The organism is Pseudoalteromonas sp. 68 DY56-GL68 (assembly GCF_041414825.1).
In the GTDB taxonomy this organism is placed as follows: Bacteria; Pseudomonadota; Gammaproteobacteria; order Enterobacterales; family Alteromonadaceae; genus Pseudoalteromonas.
The window spans coordinates 302706-325327 of record NZ_JAOCZL010000006.1 but is presented as its reverse complement, the minus strand read 5'-3'; the positions used below and the strand labels follow the sequence as shown (position 1 = coordinate 325327).

The 22622-nt window shown below is 39.3% G+C and carries 20 protein-coding genes; 8 read left to right on the top strand and 12 right to left on the bottom strand.

Going from position 1 to position 22622, the window contains the following annotated elements; translation table 11 throughout:
• Positions 1-174: 174 nt before the first annotated feature.
• The 7 genes from NYF15_RS02195 to NYF15_RS02165 are packed head-to-tail and all read right to left on the bottom strand — an operon-like array spanning position 175 to position 4697.
• A complete protein-coding gene (locus tag NYF15_RS02195; protein ID WP_371352632.1) occupies positions 175-903 on the bottom strand; it encodes a hypothetical protein in 729 nt (242 codons plus the stop codon).
• Positions 903-1460: a hypothetical protein gene (locus tag NYF15_RS02190; RefSeq protein WP_371352631.1), complete on the bottom strand. Its 558-nt coding sequence runs from the start codon at positions 1458-1460 to the stop codon at positions 903-905. Before NYF15_RS02190 ends, NYF15_RS02195 begins: the two co-directional genes overlap by 1 nt.
• A 10-nt stretch (positions 1461-1470) precedes the next feature.
• Positions 1471-2088 (bottom strand): hypothetical protein, encoded by a 618-nt coding sequence (locus NYF15_RS02185; protein WP_371352630.1) that lies wholly within the window; start codon positions 2086-2088, stop codon positions 1471-1473.
• A complete protein-coding gene (locus NYF15_RS02180; protein ID WP_371352629.1) occupies positions 2085-2285 on the bottom strand; it encodes a hypothetical protein in 201 nt (66 codons plus the stop codon). Before NYF15_RS02180 ends, NYF15_RS02185 begins: the two co-directional genes overlap by 4 nt.
• Positions 2282-4264, bottom strand: coding sequence for a replication endonuclease (locus tag NYF15_RS02175; RefSeq protein WP_371352628.1), 1983 nt, complete (start codon positions 4262-4264; stop codon positions 2282-2284). The genes NYF15_RS02180 and NYF15_RS02175 overlap by 4 nt, the downstream gene beginning before the upstream one ends.
• A complete protein-coding gene (locus NYF15_RS02170) occupies positions 4264-4467 on the bottom strand; it encodes a hypothetical protein (RefSeq protein WP_371352627.1) in 204 nt (67 codons plus the stop codon). Before NYF15_RS02170 ends, NYF15_RS02175 begins: the two co-directional genes overlap by 1 nt.
• Positions 4464-4697 (bottom strand): hypothetical protein, encoded by a 234-nt coding sequence (locus NYF15_RS02165; protein ID WP_371352626.1) that lies wholly within the window; start codon positions 4695-4697, stop codon positions 4464-4466. Before NYF15_RS02165 ends, NYF15_RS02170 begins: the two co-directional genes overlap by 4 nt.
• 476 nt (positions 4698-5173) lie before the next feature.
• On the opposite strand from NYF15_RS02165, the gene NYF15_RS02160 reads away from it, so the two are divergent.
• Positions 5174-5452, top strand: a complete 279-nt coding sequence (locus NYF15_RS02160) for a hypothetical protein (protein WP_371352625.1) — start codon at positions 5174-5176, stop codon at positions 5450-5452.
• A 171-nt stretch (positions 5453-5623) separates the two neighbouring features.
• Here the strand turns inward: NYF15_RS02160 and NYF15_RS02155 are convergent, their stop codons facing one another.
• On the bottom strand, positions 5624-6187 hold the full coding sequence (locus NYF15_RS02155) for a YSC84-related protein (protein WP_130152062.1): 564 nt from the start codon (positions 6185-6187) through the stop codon (positions 5624-5626).
• A 138-nt stretch (positions 6188-6325) separates the two neighbouring features.
• On the opposite strand from NYF15_RS02155, the gene NYF15_RS02150 reads away from it, so the two are divergent.
• Together NYF15_RS02150 and NYF15_RS02145 are read left to right on the top strand one after the other, a co-directional pair.
• Positions 6326-7537 carry a tyrosine-type recombinase/integrase gene (locus NYF15_RS02150; protein ID WP_371352624.1) on the top strand — a complete coding sequence of 404 codons (1212 nt, stop codon included), beginning with the start codon at positions 6326-6328 and terminating at the stop codon, positions 7535-7537.
• Complete coding sequence (locus NYF15_RS02145; protein ID WP_371352623.1) at positions 7537-8724, top strand: cation:proton antiporter; 1188 nt, start codon at positions 7537-7539, stop codon at positions 8722-8724. Before NYF15_RS02150 ends, NYF15_RS02145 begins: the two co-directional genes overlap by 1 nt.
• A 28-nt stretch (positions 8725-8752) precedes the next feature.
• Here the strand turns inward: NYF15_RS02145 and NYF15_RS02140 are convergent, their stop codons facing one another.
• A complete protein-coding gene (locus tag NYF15_RS02140; protein WP_371352622.1) occupies positions 8753-11797 on the bottom strand; it encodes an FAD-binding and (Fe-S)-binding domain-containing protein in 3045 nt (1014 codons plus the stop codon).
• A 147-nt stretch (positions 11798-11944) separates the two neighbouring features.
• Between NYF15_RS02140 and NYF15_RS02135 the strand changes: the two genes are divergently transcribed.
• Positions 11945-12154 (top strand): PGPGW domain-containing protein, encoded by a 210-nt coding sequence (locus NYF15_RS02135; RefSeq protein WP_054553331.1) that lies wholly within the window; start codon positions 11945-11947, stop codon positions 12152-12154.
• A 93-nt stretch (positions 12155-12247) separates the two neighbouring features.
• On the opposite strand, the gene ppsA is transcribed toward NYF15_RS02135, so the two are convergent.
• Complete coding sequence (gene ppsA, locus NYF15_RS02130) at positions 12248-14623, bottom strand: phosphoenolpyruvate synthase (RefSeq protein WP_371352621.1); 2376 nt, start codon at positions 14621-14623, stop codon at positions 12248-12250.
• Positions 14624-14776: 153 nt separating this feature from the next.
• Between ppsA and NYF15_RS02125 the strand changes: the two genes are divergently transcribed.
• Positions 14777-15586: a pyruvate, water dikinase regulatory protein gene (locus NYF15_RS02125; RefSeq protein ID WP_058584340.1), complete on the top strand. Its 810-nt coding sequence runs from the start codon at positions 14777-14779 to the stop codon at positions 15584-15586.
• A 65-nt stretch (positions 15587-15651) separates the two neighbouring features.
• On the opposite strand, the gene NYF15_RS02120 is transcribed toward NYF15_RS02125, so the two are convergent.
• Positions 15652-17001, bottom strand: a complete 1350-nt coding sequence (locus NYF15_RS02120; RefSeq protein WP_054563102.1) for a class II 3-deoxy-7-phosphoheptulonate synthase — start codon at positions 16999-17001, stop codon at positions 15652-15654.
• Positions 17002-17436: 435 nt separating this feature from the next.
• On the opposite strand from NYF15_RS02120, the gene NYF15_RS02115 reads away from it, so the two are divergent.
• The gene (locus tag NYF15_RS02115; protein WP_371352620.1) at positions 17437-18312 is read left to right on the top strand and encodes a DNA replication terminus site-binding protein; all 876 of its coding nucleotides are present in this window, start codon (positions 17437-17439) and stop codon (positions 18310-18312) included.
• Between the two features lie 58 nt (positions 18313-18370).
• Here NYF15_RS02115 and NYF15_RS02110 read toward each other — a convergent pair whose 3' ends face one another.
• Entirely contained in the window at positions 18371-19585 is a 1215-nt protein-coding gene (locus NYF15_RS02110) for a hypothetical protein (RefSeq protein WP_054553336.1), read from the bottom strand.
• A 769-nt stretch (positions 19586-20354) separates the two neighbouring features.
• On the opposite strand from NYF15_RS02110, the gene NYF15_RS02105 reads away from it, so the two are divergent.
• Positions 20355-21593 carry an AAA family ATPase gene (locus NYF15_RS02105; protein ID WP_130152053.1) on the top strand — a complete coding sequence of 413 codons (1239 nt, stop codon included), beginning with the start codon at positions 20355-20357 and terminating at the stop codon, positions 21591-21593.
• 14 nt (positions 21594-21607) lie between these two features.
• Complete coding sequence (locus NYF15_RS02100; RefSeq protein ID WP_371352619.1) at positions 21608-22570, top strand: transcriptional regulator; 963 nt, start codon at positions 21608-21610, stop codon at positions 22568-22570.
• Positions 22571-22622: the final 52 nt, after the last annotated feature.

The window sequence follows — 22622 nt, the reverse complement described above, 5'->3', positions numbered from 1 at the left end:
TGTTTGTTCACATTGCGCCTTAAAGTTCTTTGCTTGCTTGAGTGGTTTTTAGTAAACGATTTGGTTTCGGCTTAGGTCAATGGGGTAAAAATGGGGTTAACCTATTAGGTTAAATTAGGTAAAAAAAAGCCGCATTTAAGCGGCTTTGGAGAATGGAAAGGTGTTGTTTTCGGCTTAAGCCGCTTTTTTAAATACGAATTTATCCTTTTTAACGTTGTTAAATCCTGGCTTCTTAAAGTAATACTCAAGGCGCACAACTTTGTTATCTTCGTAACGTTCGAGATCCATGATTTCGCTCGGTTTAAGTTGCATTTCACGCGCCACGCGCTCAACATCCCCGATAGCCTCTTGACGGCCAACCCATTTATAACCACTTTGCGCAATGACGGTTTGTGGGATTGGGGCTAAACGCTGGCTTACAGAATGGCACTTGATGTTAAATTTGCGGCCAACTTCTAATATTTCGCCGTATATCGAATCCTCATCCCCTGACGTATTCGTTACGCGGTTAATTTCTTCGGCTATAAAGTGCAGTGTTTTAGGGTGGAAACCGTTACCCATGCCCCAGACAATACCGCACACCTTAAGAAACAACTTGCGTATTTCTCTTTTGTCCTTCGGCGGGTTGTTGGGCGTAAATGCAATTTTAAAGCCTTGGTTCGTTTTACGTCCTGCTTGCAATGCACGTAAAAAGCCGCTTAGCGTTGAATAGGTCCTGACAGTGCGGTCTAAGAATGTGCGCCCTTTGTACTGGCCGTATAAGTCCCAAAATGCAACTTGGTCAGTCGCTTTGATTAGCCCCGCTTTTTGTGTGGCCACCGATTTACCTGACCCCGTTGTCCCTGAGTAAAGCGCATGGGTTATATTCAGGCTGTCATTAGGATTGATAGGCGATAAATTCATTAGGCCGCTTCCTTGTGCTCTGGCTCGCTTTCGGCTTCGGCTGAATCGCTGTTAGCCGCATCATTAGCGGTTTCTGTCGGCTTAACCTCTTTTGCTGCATCAATGGCTTTCAGTTCTTTAATCTGTTTAATTGAGCCATGCACTAAACCACCAACCGCAAGAGCTGCTATCAATTCCTCTTTGTAATCACCAAAGGCACCGCTTAAGCTATGGCCGTATTTTTTGACTACTGGTGCAACCCGCTCGGCTGTATGCGCTTTTCTTTCATCCTCAATCTTAAATTTATGATGTCCGAACTGCTGTAATAATGCCTCGTATGTGGTTATCAAATCAGTGACAACAAGCAATGAACCACCATCATCTTGCAATAACTCGCTCAACTGTTCTGTTTCACTTTTTGCTTGCGGTGCTTCGTCGGCAATACCCGCATTAGCAGGGTCAAAGTCACCGTCTAAGCTACGCGCGGCGGCGTTCATTTCTGCATCACGTTCTGCTTGCTGTGCAAGTGCCTGTGTTTGTGGGTCAATTGTTTGTTCTTCGTTTTGCTGTGTTTGCATGAGTTACCCCTTATGCTCTTAGTGCTAATAAACTGCCAAATAACGCACCTATGCCCGCTGCAATGGCAATGCGTTTCGGTTTGTTGTTAGCTGGTTTTTCGGTTTGTGTGTCGGCTTCGGTTTTCGGCTCAGAAACCGCGTTATCATTGATTTCAGTCGGCTTACTAGGCGAGTCAGTAAACGCCAAATTATCGGTAAACGATTTAACCGTTTTTTCGGCCAGTGGTTCGGCTTGTTTTTCGGTTAATGTTTCGGCTTGCTCGGTATTACCTAAAGCGCTGTAAGCCGCTATTTCTGCGGTATCTGTCGGTTTAGGTGTATCTACTGCAATCGCTTCGACTTGTGCGGCTTCAACTTCTACCGCTTCATTTTCGGCTAGTAAATCTTCGATTGTTGGGCGCATTTGGGCCCTGATTTTTTCCTGATAAATTGCGCCGTTGCATTGGTCAACGCCGCATTCTTCACAGATTAAATACAATGTGTTTTTTCGCTTGCCTTTCGGTTGGTGAACGCTGGCGATAGTTCCGCAATGATGTTTAAACACACCTAGAACGGGGTTTCTGCTGTTACTTAGTGGTACTGTGCCTTCACCGTCCGTTGTAGGAACTGTTTTTGAAGGTAGTTTCATAGACTAACCCCTTCAAGCTTGTTCAAACGATCGTTAATTTCGTAAAGACATTGGATTTTAGTTTCAAGCAACACGGCCACTTCATCAGCAAGTTTAGTTGCTGCATGTTTGGCGGTTAGCATTGTTGCATTTCTGGCGTTGTTTGCTGCTGCTGTTACTTTTTTGTGTTGCTCTGTTAGGGCGTTTAAGCTGTTCATAGTGATATGCTTTCCTGTTTAATTTGGTTATTGACAACTTTAAAACTAGTAATTGTTTTTAGTGCTTCGTCTGTTTCGTAATACGTTGCACCGCGTAAAACGCTATTTCTGACCTCTTTAGGTATTAGAGCGATAGGATTTAGCCTATCACCCGCGCTTATTTGCCAATCATTGGCGGGGTGGTTACAGTTATTTTCAGTGCTCCAAGTAGCGCCGCTGTCGCGGCTTTTAAGAGAAAAACGCGTTTCACGCGTTTGTAAAACCCGACCTGTGCAATTGTCCTGAATACCTAGGACGCGCTTTTTTTGCTCCCCATATTCATTAAGCCCATCACCCACAAGGGAAACTTGAAAAGGCCGCTCAGAACGCTTTGCAAACGCACCACCAAGCAGATTGATAAACTCCGCAAACTGTGAGCTATCAGCAGCCTTGAAAACGTTAACTGCTGTCGTTGAGAGTCGGCTAATTCCGTCAGTCTTTGCGCGTCTAAACTCGCGCCATAAACCAACGCTTGCGCCGCCAACAAACTGAAATTGACGAATGCGCCAACGAGAAGCCCAAGCACCCACATTAAGCACAAGGCCATTTTCACTAGTAAATTCACTGCCTGTTTCATCATCTGTTTCACCTTCTATATGATTTGCGTTGATGTTCTTTGAAATGTATTTAGCGATATAACCAACCGCAGAGCCTTTGTCTGGGTCGATGTATTCAGCAGTAAAGCGCGCCTTTGCTGCGCCTTTCTCTTCACCGTCAACCTGTAGCGCATAGCTTTTTAGTATTTTTGTTGTTGCTTCCTCATGCTCTGGCAGCATGAATAAAAGCATGTGCCAGTGTGGTGTTGCATCATGATGCGGCTCAACAACACGCACACCAAATACAGGTATGTCGATTTTGTGTAATTCGGCGCGCACTTTAGCCCACTGGTTTACTAAAAACGCTTGTGTTTCCTTGGGTGTGGCGTTGTTGTATTTATTGCTACTTGCGTGAAACTTGCTAGGCGCTGTGATGGTGTAAAACATTGCGCGCATACCTTGGCTCTCTGCGTATTCTTCATAACCGCGACAACGGACCATTAATTCAATACGGCGTTTTTCTGGGTTTGACACCGACCCTTCAAAGACCTTAGCGAGATCAAGTGTGATTTCACCGTCCTCGCTTTCAAGCGTCATAGAATTAAGCCAGTCTTGCTGTGATTTCTTCGCGTATCTAAATTCATTAACAGCTTGCAATGATGCGTAAGGGCTGTGCTTTTTATTTACTAGTCCAAGCGTGATATTTAAGTGCTCTAACGTCATGTCACGCGCGCGATTAAGCTTTCTTAACCACCATTTATCACAGCTCATTCTGCGGATAGCGACTTCTAACCTGTCTGCCACAAGCTCTGTATTTCCACCTTTTTTCAAGAATGTTTGATACATAGCCCACGCTGGCGCGGTTTCAATTTGGTTAATTGTGAACTCAGCAATTAATTGATATTTGTGAATTACAAGCGCTGTTGCTTCTGCTAACGTCATCCCTTTGTGAATATCAACAATACCCATTTGCTGGCATACGATAGATAATTGTTTAGCCTTGTCTTTTCTGCGCTTTTCACGCTGTAACTCTGTAATTGTCAGTGGTGAACGGGTAACAATATCGTCAACACGTTTAATCAATTGGCGAAGGAAGATGTTTGCGCTTCGTTCTGGGTTTTTTGCGGTTGTTGAGTTGAAACGCGCAGCATAAAGCTTTGCTGCATGGCGGCGTAAGTATGTTGTAGGGACTTTCTTTAGTTGCTCTTTAGCCCATTCTGCAGAACGGTCAAAACCAAACGAAGCTAAGCCGAAAGGCATAGGTCTAACTAGCTCAATCGGCTGTAGCTTTTGTTTGGTGTATCTTTTGGCTTGAGCAAAATCAAGCTTGCCGTCGATAAGTTTAGCGGGTTTTTCGCTACACTTTACCGACTCGTAGGCAATTGCAATACTGCGCACTTGCATTACAGCAGCAGCCCGCACCAATCATTTAACGCATCTTCAAGGGCAAGTGATGCCGCGTTCAACCCTATGTCAGCCAGCTTTAAAACGTACCACTCGCATAGCTCTACATTATCGGTTGTTGGTGGTGTGTTTGATGCGGTGCGCTCTTGTACTGTTCTGATAACAAGCCAAGCGGCTTTTAAATCTTCAACTGTCGCGCTCATAAAGTCACCATTCTATTTTGTGCTGCAAGCTTCAAAGCTCTGCGGCGTAATTCGTCATTAGCTAAAGGTGCTTGAGTAGCTTTAGCTTGTTTTTTGATTTGCTCGGCGCGGTCTAGCTCTGCCTTTTTATTTTTAAAGGCGAGCTTTAGCTGGGCTGCTTTACCTCTGGCGTAATCCCAATGGCTTTCAGATGTTTTTAGTTCTGTGATTTCAACGTTGAATTGGCTCATAGCAATAACCCCGCTTTCTTAGCTCGCTTACAAAGTAGCTCTGCAAACAAAAAATCACCCCTATCCACCTCTCCAACAATTCTAATCCTTACTAAATTCACTATTGGAGTGCGCATATGGGCCCTGAGATGCAATGGTGCATTTCGAAACCGTCTGATTGACGCAAACATAAATTGATATTTTAGGACTCTTTCACGCTTCAACTTAAAAAGAGCGCCAGCTGATAATTGACACATAATCTCACCTTTGGCGTAGTGGTTTTGTTTGAGCTGTTCACTTTGGCTTAAGAAAAAAGCGGTTACTGTATATTTAAACAGTAACCGCCGAGCCAAAGGAAATTAAAGCAAGCGGTTAGCGTGCTTGGATGGATACTAATATACGTTCGGTATACTAGTCTACGGTCTGTATATTGATGCATTGCTTGTAGACTAGGACTATAATCAAAAAACCGACTCGTCAAGACGGATAGAAAACATATGAAAATAACCAACTCAATTGAGCTGCTCGACTGGTTCAAAAGCGTTGCAGATGTTGACACTGACTACATGGTGTGGAAGTTAACAGGTATACCAAAACAAACGCTTAGCCATGCAAGAACTGGCGAACGTGAATTTTCTGACCTTATCGCTCTAAAGCTTTTGCTTGTTGGTGAACACCCTGAGCCATTGAATATACTGGCTTTAATGGAAGCTAATAAGGCTGAAAAGGCGGGTAATGAAGAGCGTGCAAAATTGTGGCGCAAAAGCGTTGCGTAAGTGAAAAACACCCCCGACATTTTGTCGGTCTTGACTTTCTAAAACGCCCGCCCCGCAAGGTTTGTAGGTGAATGGTAGATGAATAAATTACGTTATGTTAAATTGTGTTAAATAATTAAAAGTGGGAGTTAGGTTGCTAACTAGCCCACTTTTAGAAGGGTTTTAAATAACTTAATTTAGCTCAGAATCTACCCAAAATTTAGTGCCTTTAAGTACTGCTTGTAACGCAAGGCCATTTTCGGTTAAAGAATAAACTGTTACTTGGTCGGCAATTGCTTCGGCAACTAAAGCGCCACCATTATTTTCATATTTAGCAGCTGCATCTGCGTTACCACCGAATGCCCAACCGTGTTCAATAAAGCGATTTACAGCGGCTTGGTTATGAAAAACCATAACGACATTAAAGTCTTTAACGCCTAGACCTAAGCCTAAACCAGCTTCACCCATATTCATGTAAGTTGATTTACCTGTTAGGTTATTTTTAACTACACCATAGCCACCACCAAAGCTGGCTAAAACAACATTTACGTTGGCATTATCAAAAACTGCATAACCTGCTGAGTTAGCAATTTGCTGTTTTACATCGGGTTTTTGTGCGTAAAGCTCACTTAGTGTATTATTTTTCATGCTTTGTACTAAAGCACGTTTTTCATCGGGAGAAGCGCTTCCTGTAGTAGCACAACCAGTTAGGATGGCTGTAACTAAAATTAAACTAATAGTAAAAAACTTTTTCATACATATTCCTCGAATATTTGTATGGCAATGGTTATGATAAATATAGACTAAAAAGATAATATTTAAAGTCCAATACTAGACAGTATCGGACTTTGTGTTAGTCTTATAACTTGTTATTTTACAAGATATTTAATCATTATGCTCGTTGCTCTCGTCGATACACTTAAACAACTGCGCTATCAAATTGCCCATCTTGAAGATGATACTCTTGCTACAGAATATCCTGAACTTGATAACTTTATACATCAAGTTGGATTGACTGTTGCTGAATCAAGAAAAGACTTAACTTTTCTATATCAATTCTTGTATGTTTACGGCCGAAAATCAGAAGCAACATTTAATCGCTTTCGAAATGAACTTGAGCGATTCTGCTTATGGGCATGGTTAATTGCTGAAAAATCAGTTTTTGATCTAAAACGTGACGATATTGAAGCTTATGTTGATTTTATGGTTGAACCAGATTCAGCCTGGTTATCAAATTCAGTGCAATGGCGTTATAAAGATGAACAAGGTATAAGACGACTAAATACAAATTGGCGCCCTTTCATCAATAAAGAAAATATTGCTAGCCAACAAACACTCGCCGCTATGTTTACAGCACTCAATGTGTTTTATAAGTTCGCAATTTTAGAAGAAAAAACGTTTGCTAACTTTGTTCCCGTTGTTAAAAAGAATAGCCCTTACTTAGTGGTGCAATCGCAAATCAAAATCCCCGATACACTCAGTGATATTCAATGGGAATATGTTTTTGGTGTTACTCGGGATTTATGTGAACAACAACCTGATTTAGAAAGAAATTTATTCACTCTTGCTTGTTTAAAAGGATTGTACTTACGAATTTCCGAGTTATCAGAGCGACCTCAGTGGTCGCCGGTTATGTCACATTTTTGGCAAGATAATGATGGTTTTTGGTTTTTAAGAATTATGGGCAAAGGTAATAAATTACGTGATGTTACTTTAAGCGAAGATTTTATCACGTATCTAAAACGTTACAGACTTTACCGTGGTCTACCTGCCCTGCCCCGCGTTGATGAAGCTGAACCGCTTGTTCACAAAATTCGTGGTAAAGGGGGAATGACTGTTCGACAAATTCGCCGTTTAGTACAGCAAAGTTTTGATTTAGCAAAACAATCATTATTAGATGACGGCTTTAAAGATGATGCGGAACAACTTGAAGCGGCCACGGCTCACTGGCTAAGACATACCGGAGCAACGCATGATGCACAAACAAGGCCGCTTAAACATTTATCTGAAGATTTGGGTCATGCAAAAATTGCCACAACAGATCAAATTTATATTCAAACAAATATAAAAGAACGCGCAAAGTCTGGAATAAAAAGGAAAGTTTAATGGAATATACAATACTAGCATTAGTTGGCTTAGCTCTTTTATTTTACTCACTGACAATCCGTCAGTTAGAGCGAACCGAAATTACTGGGCCAATGTTTTTTGTGTTAGTAGGAATTGCAATGTCTTACTTTTTGCCGAGTGAGTTTAAGCTAGGCGAAGCAGAACTCAGTGACATTTTACCTTTGGTTGAATTAACCTTAAGCATTTTTTTATTTACCGATGCAGCAAAATCAAAACTAACCGTTTTAAAACATAGTTATCAGTACCCTAGCCTGTTACTTTTTGTCGCTTTACCTATGACATTAATGTTAGGTGTTGCCGGTGCTTTATTTTTCTTTTCTGAGTTATCACTTTTTCAATCTGCATTGATCGCGATTATTTTAACGCCAACTGATGCCGCGCTTAGTAAGGGAATTTTAGAATGTACATCAGTACCAGAAAAAGTTCGAGAAGGAATAAATACGGAAAGTGGTTTGAACGACGGCCTTTGCGTTCCCATTTTTTTAGTTTTACTTTTATTAGTTCAAAACCCAGAGAGTGCTGTAACGACAATTGATACTTTACTTGTTTTTACAAGAGAGTTAGGTGTTGCACTGGTTATTGCTGGCGTGTCTATGGCCGTGTTTATTCCACTTTTAAAAATTGCATTAGCACGTCATTACTTTGCCAATAATAGCAGTCCATTTTTATTAATTGGTTTAGTAATAGCTATTTTCTCTTTAACACAAAATTTCCATGGTAGTGGTTTTATTGCCGTTTTCGTCGCGGGGCTTTTATTTGACTATTTAGCCCCTAGGAAAATACGTTCTACATTAGTTAAAGATTCTGAACATATCGCAGAACTTGTTGCGCTACTTATTTGGTGTTTATTCGGTTTTGTATGTGGCCACTTAATTGTGAATGATATTACCTGGCCAATTGTTTTTTATGCGTTATTAAGTGTGACGATTTTTAGAATTGTGCCGGTACTACTTTCACTTATGTTTACTAATCTAAATTTCAAAGACAAATTTACTTTTGCTTGGTTTGGTCCACGAGGTTTGGCGTCTATCGTTTTCACTTTAATGGTAATGGACACAAATATTGCAAACAAAGAACAAATTGCCACCGTAACATTAACAACCATTTTATTTAGTGTGTTCATTCATGGCATGAGTACCAAGCCCATCGCAAAAAGTTATCAATAAAAAAGGCGCGTTAAGCGCCTTTATTATTTTAAAGTAGCTCTGCAATTAATTGCAGTGGATGCTTTGGTTTAAATTTTTCATAGCGTTTCACTTGGCTACGACAAGAAAACCCAGTTGCTAAAATAGCTTCAGGCTCATTATTAGAAATAATTGGTTGCCAACTCATTTCATAAAGTGCGCGTGAATTTTCTTGGTTTTGTTTTTCATGGCCATAGGTTCCTGCCATACCACAACAACCTGTACTAGTCGTATCTAGTTGTAAATTTAAATCAGCAAAAATAGTTTGCCAAACTTTAGATGCATTTGGCATAGCTGTTGTTTCAGTACAATGACTTAACAATTTAAATGGCGAATTCGATTTTGTGGCAAGAGTAACCTGTTTGAAGTTTTGCGTTTGAAGCCATTCATGCGCAAGTTCAACTTTAAAATCTCCACGGTTCTCTTTTAAAATTGACACATATTCATCTCGGTAACACATAACCAAAGATGCATCGAGCCCAACTAAAGGTGCATTGATTTCACTGAGTGAATTTAAAAACTCAGCTGCATTTTTTGCTGTTGTTTTAAATTCATTTAAAAACCCTTTTACATGCTGTGCTTTACCATTAGGTTTAAATGGTAATAGCATTACTTTTTTGCCTAACGCTTTAATGACTTTAATAAAGCTTTCAACTAATTCGGCTTCATAAAAACTTGTAAATGGATCTTGAACTATCAATACATATTCAGCTTGTTGTTCTTTGGAAAGCGAGTTAAGTAATTCAAAATTGAATTGTTGATCTTTAGAAATACGTTTTGAAAGTTGCGGTACGCTTAAACTTGGTGTATCAACATAACCAATAGTATTTTTAATTAAACCTGAAACAAGTTTTGTATTTACTATTGGGTTTACCACTTTAGCAAATTTTGCCATCACCGGCGCAGTTTGTTCGATACCTGCCACTAAGTAATCTTTTGCTGGGCGTGCATAAAAACTATGGTAGAAATTTAAAAAGCGTGAACGGAATGTTGGTACGTCAACTTTAATTGGGCATGCAGTTGTACATGCTTTACAAGCTAAACATTCGTCCATTGATTCTTTCACTTCATGAGAGAAATCATAAACGCCTTTTTTCTTATCGCGACTATGTTGATAGCGCTCCCACCAAGTGATTACTTCACCATTGATCAATTCTTTTTCAACATTGAGTAAATCAATATTTTCAGACTCTTGAAGTCGTAACCATTCGCGCATTAAACTCGCACGACCTTTTGGTGAATATCGGCGGTCACCTGTTACTTTATAAGACGGACACATTGGTGATTTTTCATCGTAGTTAAAACACAGACCATTACCATTACAGGTCATCGCGTTATTAAATTCTGTTTTAACATCGATAGAAATTTCTTTGTCGAACCAGGCTCGCTTTTGATCGTCAACAGAAACGAGTGAGTCTTTACTTTCAATTGGCGTACAGATTTTACCAGGGTTTACTCTGTTATTTGGATCAAATGCCGCTTTAATTTTTCGAAGTTGTGTAAATAAATGCTCGCCAAAAAATTCAGGGCCATATTCACTTCGATATCCTTTGCCGTGCTCACCCCACATTAAGCCGCCATATTTGGCAGTCAATTTAACGACTTCATCAGAAATATGACGAAGCAATTTTTCTTGCTCAGGGTCACACATATCTAAAGCAGGTCGTACGTGTAAAACACCCGCATCAACATGGCCAAACATACCATATTGAAGATTGTGGTTATCGAGAAGTTCGCGAAACTCGACAATGAAATCTGCTAAGTTTTCTGGAGGTACTGCAGTATCTTCAGCAAAAGCTAATGGTTTTTGATTGCCTTTTACATTCCCTAAAAGACCCACTGACTTTTTACGCATTGCATAAATTTTTAAAATATCAGCCTTGTCATTGGTTAACTGATAACCGATCACGCCATTAGTTTGCTTTGCAACACATTCATCAAGTAACTTACAAAGAGTGTCTACTTTGTCTTTTATGTCTTCTGGTGAAACCGCATTAAACTCAACCATGTTGAGCCCTTGCATATCTTTGTTTTCAACATCGGTTATTAAGTCCGATACTGAATGCCAAATGATATCTTCTCGAGCAAGGTTAAGCACTTTACTGTCGACTGTTTCTACCGAAGTTGCATTTGCTGCGACTAGAAAGGGTGAATGACGAAGTGCAGAATCAAAGCTATCGTATTTAATGTTAATTAAAGTCTTAAATTCTGCAATTGGCGTAATGTTAAGTTTCGCTTCTGTAACAATACCTAAAGAACCTTCGGAGCCAGTAATTAATCGGCTCATATCAAAGGTTTGTAAATCATCAGAAAAAATATGTTCTAAATCGTAACCGGTAAGAAAACGGTTTAAACGTGGGAATTTTTCTAAAATAGCATCACGGTTTTCAAGGCCAATATCGATAACTGTTTTATATAATTTACCTACAGTCGTGTTTTGTTCAGCAATTACTTTTGCTTTTTCAATAGGCATAGGGGTTGTTGACATTTCAGTGCCATCAACAAGATAAGTCGTCAGGCCTAAAACGTGATCACTGGTTTTGCCATAAACCAAAGAGCCTTGACCAGAGGCATCTGTATTTATCATGCCACCGATTGTTGCTCGGTTACTTGTTGATAAATCTGGCGCAAAGAAAAAACCATAAGGGCGTAAAAAGTCATTTAATTGATCTTTGATTACACCTGTCTGCACGCGTACCCAGTTTTCTTCGACATTGATTTCTAAGATTTCACGCATATAACGTGATAAATCAACAACTATACCGGGTGTTAGCGATTGGCCATTAGTACCCGTACCGCCACCGCGTGGACCAAATGTCAGTGATAAAAACGGATCACGTGAAGCAATTTGCATAGCAAGTTGTATGTCTTTTGCAGACTTTGGAAAGATGACACCTTGAGGTACTTGTTGGTAAACGCTGTTATCGGTCGATAAACTTAAACGTGTAGAAAAGCTTGCATCGGTATCACCACTAAAACCTTGTTTTTTAATTGTTTCTAAGTAATTAGAAACGAGTTCTGTGGCGGCTTGTTGTTGGCTTATTGTTGCTATCATGACGGTGATAAATTAAGGCATTTTGCAAATTATATCATGCTAATAGCCAAGATAAATTGAAGATTTTACAGTTTGTAACACTCTTTTTATCGATTTAGGGTGCAATACTTTTATACTGTGTATTAAAGCAGCAAATGAGATAGCCAGATGAAAAAAATTGCATTAATCAGTTTAGGTGCCTTGTGCATGTTATTGGGTTTAGTTTTTGTCATTATTCCGGGGCCCTCGCTGATCTTCTTTATTGCAGGGCTTTTCTGTTTATCTTTTTATTATCCTAAAGCGCGTGATTATTTAACCTTGTGCCAAAAGGCACTTACTAAGTCATGTGCCTATATTGATAAAAAACTTGCTCGCTGATTTAAAGGGCGTGTTGCCCTTCGAAGTAACAAAAATGCCAGCTAAGTGCTGGCATTTTTATATTAGGTTCTTTATTTTAGTTAAATAAAGTACTTAGTCGGCTAATTTCTTAGCAAGGTATAACCAAGTTTCTAATACTGTATCTGGGTTTAGAGAAACAGAATCTATGCCCTGCTCAACTAACCAAGCTGCAAAGTCTTCGTGATCTGAAGGACCTTGACCACAAATACCTACGTATTTGCCTTTTGCTTTAGCTGTTTGAATAGCCATTGATAATAGTTTCTTGATTGCAGGGTTACGCTCATCAAATAGATGGGCAATTAAACCTGAATCACGGTCAAGACCTAATGTTAACTGAGTTAAGTCATTTGAACCGATAGAGAAACCATCGAAATACTCTAAGAACTCATCTGCAAGTAACGCATTTGATGGTAATTCACACATCATGATTACTTTAAGACCATTTTCGCCACGTTTAAGGCCGTGCTCTTCTAGTAATTCAATAACGCGTTTACCCTCTTCAAGTGTACGAACAAATGGGATCATGATTTCAATATTAGTCATACCCATTTCGTTGCGAACGCGTTTAATCGCTTCACACTCTAACGCGAAACAGTCACGGAAATCTTCAGAAATATAACGTGCTGCACCACGGAAACCAATCATTGGGTTTTCTTCTTCCGGCTCATATTGCTGGCCGCCAACAAGGTTTGCATATTCGTTTGACTTGAAGTCAGACATACGAACAATTACACGCTCAGGTGCAAATGCACAACCTAGTGTTGCAATACCTTCAACAAGCTTAGAAATGTAGAATTCAACAGGCGATTCATAACCTGCCATCATCTCTGAAATTTCAGCTTTAAGCTCGTCTGACTGTGCATCAAAGTTAAGAAGTGCTTTAGGGTGAACACCAATCATTCGGTTGATTACGAATTCAACACGCGCTAGACCTACACCTGCATGGGGTAAGCGTGCAAAGTCAAATGCACGATCAGGGTTACCCACGTTCATCATAACTTTCATTGGTAATTCAGGCATTTCATCAACACGTGAAGTAAGTACTTCGTAATCTAAAATACCTTCGTAGATGTAACCTGTGTCACCTTCGGCGCACGATACTGTTACATCTTGGCCTGCTTTAATTAAATCAGTTGCGTTACCACAACCAACAACTGCAGGAATACCTAATTCACGTGCAATGATTGCCGCATGACAAGTACGGCCACCGCGGTTTGTAACAATCGCAGCAGCACGTTTCATGATTGGTTCCCAATCAGGGTCAGTCATGTCAGTAACTAGAATGTCACCTTGTTGTACTTTGTCCATTTCATCAATTGAATCGAGTACACGTACTGTACCTGAACCAATTTTGTGACCAATTGCACGGCCTTCAGCAACAACTGTACTTGTACCGTTTAATTGGAAACGCTCCATCACGTTAGCGTCTTCGTTTGAACGAACTGTTTCTGGACGTGCTTGAACGATATACAATTTACCGTCGTTACCGTCTTTTGCCCACTCGATGTCCATTGGACGACCGTAGTGATTTTCAATGATCACAGCTTGCTTTGCAAGTTCTTGAACTTCAGTATCTGTGATTGAGAATTTGTTTGAAAGTGACGAATCTACATCAACAATTTCCACTTGCTTACCGTGTGATTCATCAGCAGAGTAAATCATTTGGATTGCTTTTGAACCAATATTACGGCGAACTACTGCTGGTTTACCGTTAGCAAGTGTTGGCTTGTGAACATAAAATTCATCTGGGTTTACAGCACCCTGTACAACCATTTCACCAAGACCATAGCTTGAAGTTACAAATACAACATCTTCAAAGCCAGATTCAGTATCAATACTGAACATAACACCTGAAGAAGCTTTATCTGAACGTACCATGCGTTGGATACCAGCTGATAATGCAACACCACGGTGATCATAACCTTGGTGAACACGGTAAGAAATTGCGCGGTCATTAAATAGTGAGGCAAACACGTGTTTGATTGCAGTCATTACTGACTCTATACCACGTACGTTTAAAAACGTTTCTTGTTGTCCTGCGAATGAAGCGTCTGGCATGTCTTCTGCTGTAGCAGACGAGCGAACTGCAAATGAAACATCTTGAGATGCGTCGCCATGTAATTGGCTATATGCGTCGCGGATGGCTTGGTCTAGGTTAGGTTGGAATGGTGTATCGATAATCCATTGGCGGATTTCGGCACCGACTTTAGCGAGTGTATTTACATCATCCACATCCAATGTGTCTAAAATATCGTGGATTTTTGAGTTTAGCCCTGATTGTTCAAGGAACTCGTTGAATGCATCAGCGGTTGTAGCAAAACCACCTGGCACTTGAACACCAGCGTTAGCTAGGTTTGAGATCATTTCACCCAGTGAAGCGTTTTTACCACCAACACGTGGAACATCTTGCATACCAAGCTCTTGATACCAGAGAACGTATTCTTGCACGGATCTTTCTCCATAAAACAAATTGTAGTACTAACTGTGAGAGTTAAGAAAGAAAACCTTCTAAAAAGGTCAGCTTCATTCTACACTGGCAACAGACCTCACGTAAACCGTGAAGCCCCTATTTTGCAGATAAAGGTAATAAAAAGGTTAATTATGAGAACTGCATTCTATATTTCTGACGGAACAGCTATCACCTCTGAAGTCTTTGGTCATGCGACCTTATCTATGTTTCCTGTTGAGTTTAATCATAAAACAATCCCATTTGTTGAAACAGAAAAAAAAGCAATTGAAGTTAAGAACTTAATTAATTCAACTGCTCAGCGTGATGGTGAGCAGCCACTCGTGTTCTTCACTTTTGTTAACCACGAGCTAAGTGAAATTATTAAATCGTCTTGCGCAGTGTGTTATGACTTTTTATCACAATACAGTGATAAAATTTCTCAAGAGTTAAAAGTTGCGCCGGTACCGAAGGTTCATAGAACGCATTCAATGCACGAGAAAAGTTATGATTTTCGTATTGATGCGGTTAACTATGCGTTGACCAATGATGATGGCGCTAATATTAAAAACTACTCTGAAGCCGACATTATTTTAGTGGGTGTGAGCCGAAGCGGTAAAACACCGACTAGTTTATACCTGGCATTACAATATGGTATTAAAGCGGCCAATTACCCGCTTACAGAAGATGATTTAGAAAGAGGCACCCTGCCTGAGTGTTTAAAAGCTTACAAACATAAACTATTTGGTTTAACGATTGACCCTGTTCGCCTTGCCGATATTCGCCAGCGTCGTATGGCAAATTCAAAATATGCATCTTTAAAACAGTGTCGTATTGAAGTGCGTGAAGTAGAAATGCTTTATAAAAAGCAAAAGATTCAATTTTTAAATTCGACTCATCATTCAGTAGAAGAAATTTCTGCAAAGATTATATCTGATACTGGACTTGAAAGACGTAAGTACTAACTTATTTTAGTATCGGACATTAAAAAAGGCTGCAATATGCAGCCTTTTTTGAAGCACTTGGCTTATTACTTACGTGCGTCTTTTAATAAATCGGCAACTAAGAAACCAAGCTCTAATACTTGATCAGCATTCAAGCGTGGGTCGCACTGTGTGCGGTAGCGCTGAGCTAAATCTTCATCAGATAAGCCATACGCACCACCCGTACATTCAGTCACGTGCTGGCCTGTCATCTCAAGGTGAACACCACCTGGGTATGAACCCTCAGCCTTATGTACAGCGAAGAACTGACTAATTTCACGAAGAATATTATTAAAGCTACGTGTTTTATAACCTGAGCTCGCTTTTTCTGTATTGCCATGCATTGGATCTGAGCTCCAAATAACTTTACGGCCTTCTTGTTGTACTTTACGTACTAGTGCCGGTAGTTTCTCTGGCAGAACATCAGCACCCATTCGTGTAATTAGCGTTAAGCGCCCTGGAATGTTATCTGGGTTAACGGCATCGATAAGTTTTATTAGCTCGTCTGGGTCCATACCTGGGCCAACTTTCACACCGATAGGGTTTTTAATCCCTTTGAAGAATTCGATGTGGGCATGATCAAGCTGACGTGTACGCTCACCAATCCAAACAAAGTGCGCAGAACAATCGTACCAGTCACCTGATAAGTGGTCTCGGCGTGTTAGTGCTTCTTCGTAGCCCAATAATAACGCTTCGTGTGATGTAAATAAGTCTGTTTCTTTTAAGCTCGGTGCAACGGTTGAGTCGATACCACACACTTCCATGAACTCAAGCGCATCTTGAATTCTGTCTGCTAACTGCTGGTATTTTTCTTTAAGTGGATTTGCAGCAACAAAACCCATGTTCCAACGGTTTACTTGATGTAAATCGGCTAAACCACCTTGCGCGAATGCGCGTAATAAATTCAGCGTTGCTGCACTGTGATGATATGCCGTCATCAAACGCTGTGGATCGGGTACGCGTGCTTGCTCCGTGAACTCGAAATTATTGATGATATCGCCACGGTACGAAGGTAATGAAACACCGTCGATAGTTTCGTAATCTGATGAGCGAGGCTTAGCGTACTGACCAGCCATACGTGCAATTTTAACGACAGGGCATTTACCGCCATAAGTTAGAACAACGGCCATTTGTAAAAGTGTTTTAAAAGTATCGCGGATATTTGCTGCATTAAAGTCACTAAATGACTCTGCACAATCACCACCCTGTAATAAAAAGGCTCTGCCTTCACATACAGCTTCTAGTTGTTTGTATAAGCTACGCGTCTCTTCAGCAAATACCAAAGGTGGTGCGCTCTTTAATTGCCCTTCAACAGATTTTAGGGCTTCTTGATCTGGGTACTCTGGCTGCTGAAGTATCGGCAGTTTTCTCCAGCTGTCTGGGTTCCACGATTGCATGTTCTTTCCTCATTCCTAACATAGACCGTTAACGAAAACTAACTTATTGCACGTACTAAGTTCAAGGACAATATTCAGCTATTTACGATTATTTCGTTATTTGATAAACAGTTTCGATATTAACAATTAGAACTCCAAGATTTTATTGTTCTATACCAGTTAGTTACACCTGTTTCACGATATTTTTCGTTTATGCACTATAAAAGAACACATCTTACTTCAATCAAGCCATAGTGTAACCTCAGCTTTACATGTTTAAAACATCCTTTTTTAAGTCTACATTGATCAAATTAAAAAGTTGTACTAGCAAACACCATAAAGAACACATCATACTATAAATCGCTTAAATTTTAGGTCAGCGATCGAAAGAAATTAACTTTAAATAATCAAGTGATAAGGTTAGAATTGAATTAAATTTAAGTAAGATGTGTTCCTATGAGTTCCAAGTTAGAAATACGTAGTCAGTTTGATTTAGTAAGTGAATTAACTCATTTATTTTGTGAAGAATTAAAAGAAGTGGGTTTTCATAAGGCATCATATTATCAATTGCCAGATATCGATATAAACGACGAAAAGAAGGTTCCTTCTTCAATTAGTGTGCAAAAAATTGAAGGGGATGATGCTCATAAGTTAATTCTAAATTCCTTTGGTGATTTTTATAAAAAGTCAGGTCTGAGTAGTCGTGTATTGAAAAGGCACCCAGGCTTATTAGTTTTAAAAGATGTCGATAAACAACATTTCATTGCAAGGATAAATCAGTTAAATAAAGCCAAAGCTGATTTTAAAAATAGTGTAATAGCTATCGATAATAATGATGCGCGGTTTGAAGCGGTGCACAATGCTGTGCCTAATCTCATTACACTTGCTGCATATCGTAAGATTCATTTTGAAATTGAATCGCCCTACTCTGTTCGTTTTACTTGGATGCACAAACATGCAACTAAAACGCTAACAAAAAAAATGGCTTTAGCAATGTTGGGTAAATCGGCTAGTTATTCTAATCCAAGAATGATCGACCAACACTCTTGGCAAGCGCTAGTTGCACAAGAACAAAGTCGTGTTGCAAGTTTAGGTGATAAAGAAAAATTACGAATTCGCAGGCCAACCAGAGTAAGCCCACAAGTTAATGTAAGATATACCGCTCAAAACCGATATCATGTTAGTGCTGCTTTACCTTTTATTTTGATCAATCCAGAACCTGATGTAAAACTTGGTACATTAACTGATTATCAAAAACCTGAAAGCCACCCTCGTAAAAGAGAATATGATTTCTTAGTAGATAGACTTTACTTAGAACAAGTAACAGATTGATTATGTTAAAAAGGCCACATATGTGGCCTTTTCTTTATAGTTAGCAGTATTAAAGAAATTAGTCTTCGACTATTTCTTCAATTTTGTCTTCATCGATTAAAACAGCATTTTCAACAATGCGTTTGCCGCCTTGAATTTCGATTCGTTTGTTATGCTTATTTAGTGTAAGAATCTCATCACAAAATTGATCAGATGGATGCATCTCGTAAGTGTAATCAATAATATTACCTGTTTTGTCATCTTTAACATTGGTAATGTTATATTCAGAGATTGCACCTTTCTCTATTAAATCTTTCATTGTTGTCGTCATATCACGACGCAAAGCTTTTAATTTATTTTCTGTAATTTCGTCTGTTGAATAGATAGAGCCGTATTTTTCCATGATTGATAATAGTCGGAAATGGTAGGTCTTACCCGGTGCCGCATAACGCCATAAATGATATAAACGAAGCATCATCCAACGAGATAAACCACGTTTTAATTCTTGAGCACTATTAAAGTAGTAACCTTTGTATTCAAGGTTATCGATCATGTTATGAACAAAAGCATTCAAACAAGCTACACATTTTACGTTACCACCCTGACCTTTTTTGCCGCTAAAATGAAGTGACGATAAAAAGTTCATGTTCGATTCGTAAAATGAGTCATCAATATCTGAGTTACGCGTATCTGTCGCTGAATATTTAAAAGAAAGCTTAGAACCTTGTAATGCTTCCAATGATTCTTTGATTTGCGGATAAGGCATCGACTGGCCAACCGCTTTCAGCTCTTGCGCTAATTCATTCATTGAAAAAACAACTGCGTATTGAATGCCTGACTTAAAATTGATTTTTACAATTTTACCTTTAGAGGCTAAACGAATTAAGGCACGTTCGACTTTTTCTTCTCGGTCAGATGGCCAAACAAGATATTCAACATCTTCACCATCTTTTCTTGTGCTTACTACCGCAGGTGTAATTTTGATTTCGCCATCATAAAGAATGCCGTCTACTTTTTCAGAAATTCTTCGTGTAACGATGGTTTTCTTTGGTGCTTCTTCAACCGGAAGCTTCTTATGGCCAGAACGGACAAAACGTCCCCATAAATCATAATGATTAAATGTATTTGAGTAAGCTCTCAAACCATGTGCAGCATTTTCAATTGAAACACGCACATCTTTGTTGTCTGTAAATAGTGCAAGACTTTCATTATCGATTGCACTTTCCACCCCGTGGATCTGCCCGCGTAAGGTATCGGGTAAGTTATCTACCGAGATGTTGACCTTTCGGCTCATTGTTCTTATTTCCAATTTTTCTTCGACAGTTAATAACAACACATAAAACTTCAAAAGTTAAATGTTTAAGTTAGTATAAACTTGATCCGATCATAATTTATTTCTTTGGATCAGTTTTATACTAACTGTTTTGTAATTGCTGATTTTCAGATCAGATTTTTACTAAGTTATAGTTGATAGGTCGCGATTTTACTAACTCAGTTCAAATTATGTCCTGCTTATCACCTTTTTAAAGCAAATTAACACGACATAAATTGCTTTTTTAAAACAGCATGTGGATAAACAGCCCTTTAGTTAGCATAGATCTGATCTGTACCAACTATGGATCAGATCCATACCAACTTATTGCGCATTTTAGTCATGCTCTCGGTGTATAACTTTATAATTTAGTTAGTAAAAAATTGATCTACACCACTATTTTTGTGAGTAAAGCAGTGACTAAACTGTGCATAAGTCGAAAGCTCATCTTTTGCTTAGTAATTGGTTGATCTGCGAGTCATTAAAGATCTGATCTTTACCAAGTAAAAACACGATCTGGCTTTTTAGTAAATATTCAATGAAATCAGCTATATATTTCACTATTTTAACATCTTAACCTTATATACCTATATACTTAACCGATATTAAACTTACTTATTTATACTTAGCATTAGTAAAGTTACAAATCTTTATTAAATGTCTTATAAATAAAAGGTATGTCGCCTTAAATAGTTGTTTACAGCAATTTGAATGGACATTATACTTAAACCATAACTTTGAGGAAGAAAGTATGTCTATCAATAATAATGCGCTAGCCACTTATAGGTTACTAAAAGCGACAGCAGAAGTTGCTGAAAAATCGCTAGAAGGACGTATTCAACATTATCGTGCTCATCTTAAGTCTGAAGAAAAAGAACTTCGGACTTACACTCAAAAAGCAGCCGCAGATCTATTAGGCTGTAATAATCGTACGTTAAAAAGACGCCACGACAATGGTGATTTTGATGAACTTAACATCAAACGTGGAGCTAATGGTCACTATGCTTACACGTTAGTCAATATCTTTGCTATGGCTGACATCATGGATATTAAGCCTGATCACCGTACTGTAGATGACAAATTGCAAGTTATTGTTATCAATTCATTAAAAGGTGGTTGTGGTAAAACGACCAGCATGGTGAACATTGCCGCTGCACTTGCTACTACAAATATCAAGCGTTACCGAATTGGTATTATCGACCTCGATCCGCAAGGTTCTTCATCAAGTTTCTTTCCTCCTAGCGAGCCAGATCCGATCACTGTCGGTGACTTAATGCGTGATTGTATTGAACTTGAAGAAAACGAAACCTGGGATGAATTGGTTACTAATTCTTTTCTACCAACTCATATCCCAAATATTCGTATTTTGCCGTCTGGTATGGATGATTTTTACTTTGAGCATGAAACAGCAACTCTATTAAAAGATAGCTCTAGCTACGATAAAACACGTCATTATCATAAGTTACTTGAGAAAGTCATTGAACCCGTGAAAGACCAATTTGATCTTATCTTAATAGATACCGCACCTTCCCTTAACTTTATGTTTTACAACGCGTTAATGGCTTCAACATCCATGCTTATCCCGGTTCATCCAGAAGCTGTAGATTTTGATGCAAATAATAAATACTTAAAACGATTGGGTGAGATTTATCATACTGTTGCAGCACTAGGCCATCAAGGCTGGGATTTTATGCAATTCTTGGTAACTAATTATGTGAAAGGAAATCACTCGCAGCGTGACATTGTCAAAGATGTACGTAGTGCATTTGGTCGCCAAGTTATGAGCTATCCGATTAATCACAGCTCAGCTATTACTGCTAGTTCATCATCTTTTAATACTATTTTTGATCAAAAAACATCAGATAGCTTAGCTAGCCGAGAGTCACTCCTTCGAGCTCAAGAAAATATCAAAGATGTCGTTGATGAACTAGAAATGTTGATTCGTTCTAATTGGCAATCAACCCAATCATCTCTCAATCCAGCTAAGTAAGGTTAATAATAAAAATGGCTAAAAAACGTAAGAATGATACCAGCTTAGATCCATTTTCAACGTCAATTGAAAGCAGTAGCTTAGATGCGTTACTGGAACAAGCAACAGCTGGAGATGTAGTGAGTATGCCTTCGCCTAGCGATCCTACTCGCTTAATTACCTTAGTGTGTAAGGTTATCCCTAGCTCTGAAATTGAAGCTAAAACAAAGGTATATGGCAAAAACCGACGTGTACAATCATTATTAAATGAAAAGTCAGTCGCTGATATTCTTCCAGCGATTGCCGAAGACGGTCGTAATCAGCACCCTGCCCTATGTTGGGATAAAGGTGACGAAATGCTTGTTTTAGCCGGCTCTCGTCGTCGTAAAGCATGTATCTTAAGTAACTCTGATTACTTAGTTTTAAGCTCTGAAGATTTCACAGATCAAGATGCTAAAATACTTGCTGTATCATCTGATCAATATATTGCCCCAAGCCTATGGGAGCTTGGTCAAGCATATCAACAGACCCGTGATGAGCTTATTGCTGAAGGTAAAAAGGGCTCTTATCGTGAGATTGCAGCGATTGAGGGTGTATCGCACACAGCCATTGCTGATGCTATCAAAGCGTATGAGAACCTACCTTCAACGGTTTTAAGCCTTTACCCAACAGCAAACCATGTTGGCCGTGAAGTAGCGAAAAAGCTTATAAGTGCCAAAGAGCGTGATGAGCAACTGTTTACCAAGCTTGTAAATGACGTAAGTAGTGATAACGAAATAGCGCAAATCAGCAGCGACGATAAACGCGCTCTTGCTATTACTAAGCTATTAACTGCTGAGCCTGCAGCGCCAAGCCGCCGTGAAGCGCTTATCGACAGTGAGTTTGTCAGCGTACAGCGTAACATTAAAAGCGGCGATTTATCTGTTAAAATCGATAATAAAGTGATGACAGACAAACGCTTAGAGCAGTTAACTAAGCTTTTAAATAGCTTTAATTAGTTAGTAAAAGAATGATCCCTCACGCTTTTACAGTTAGTAAAAGCGTGATCTA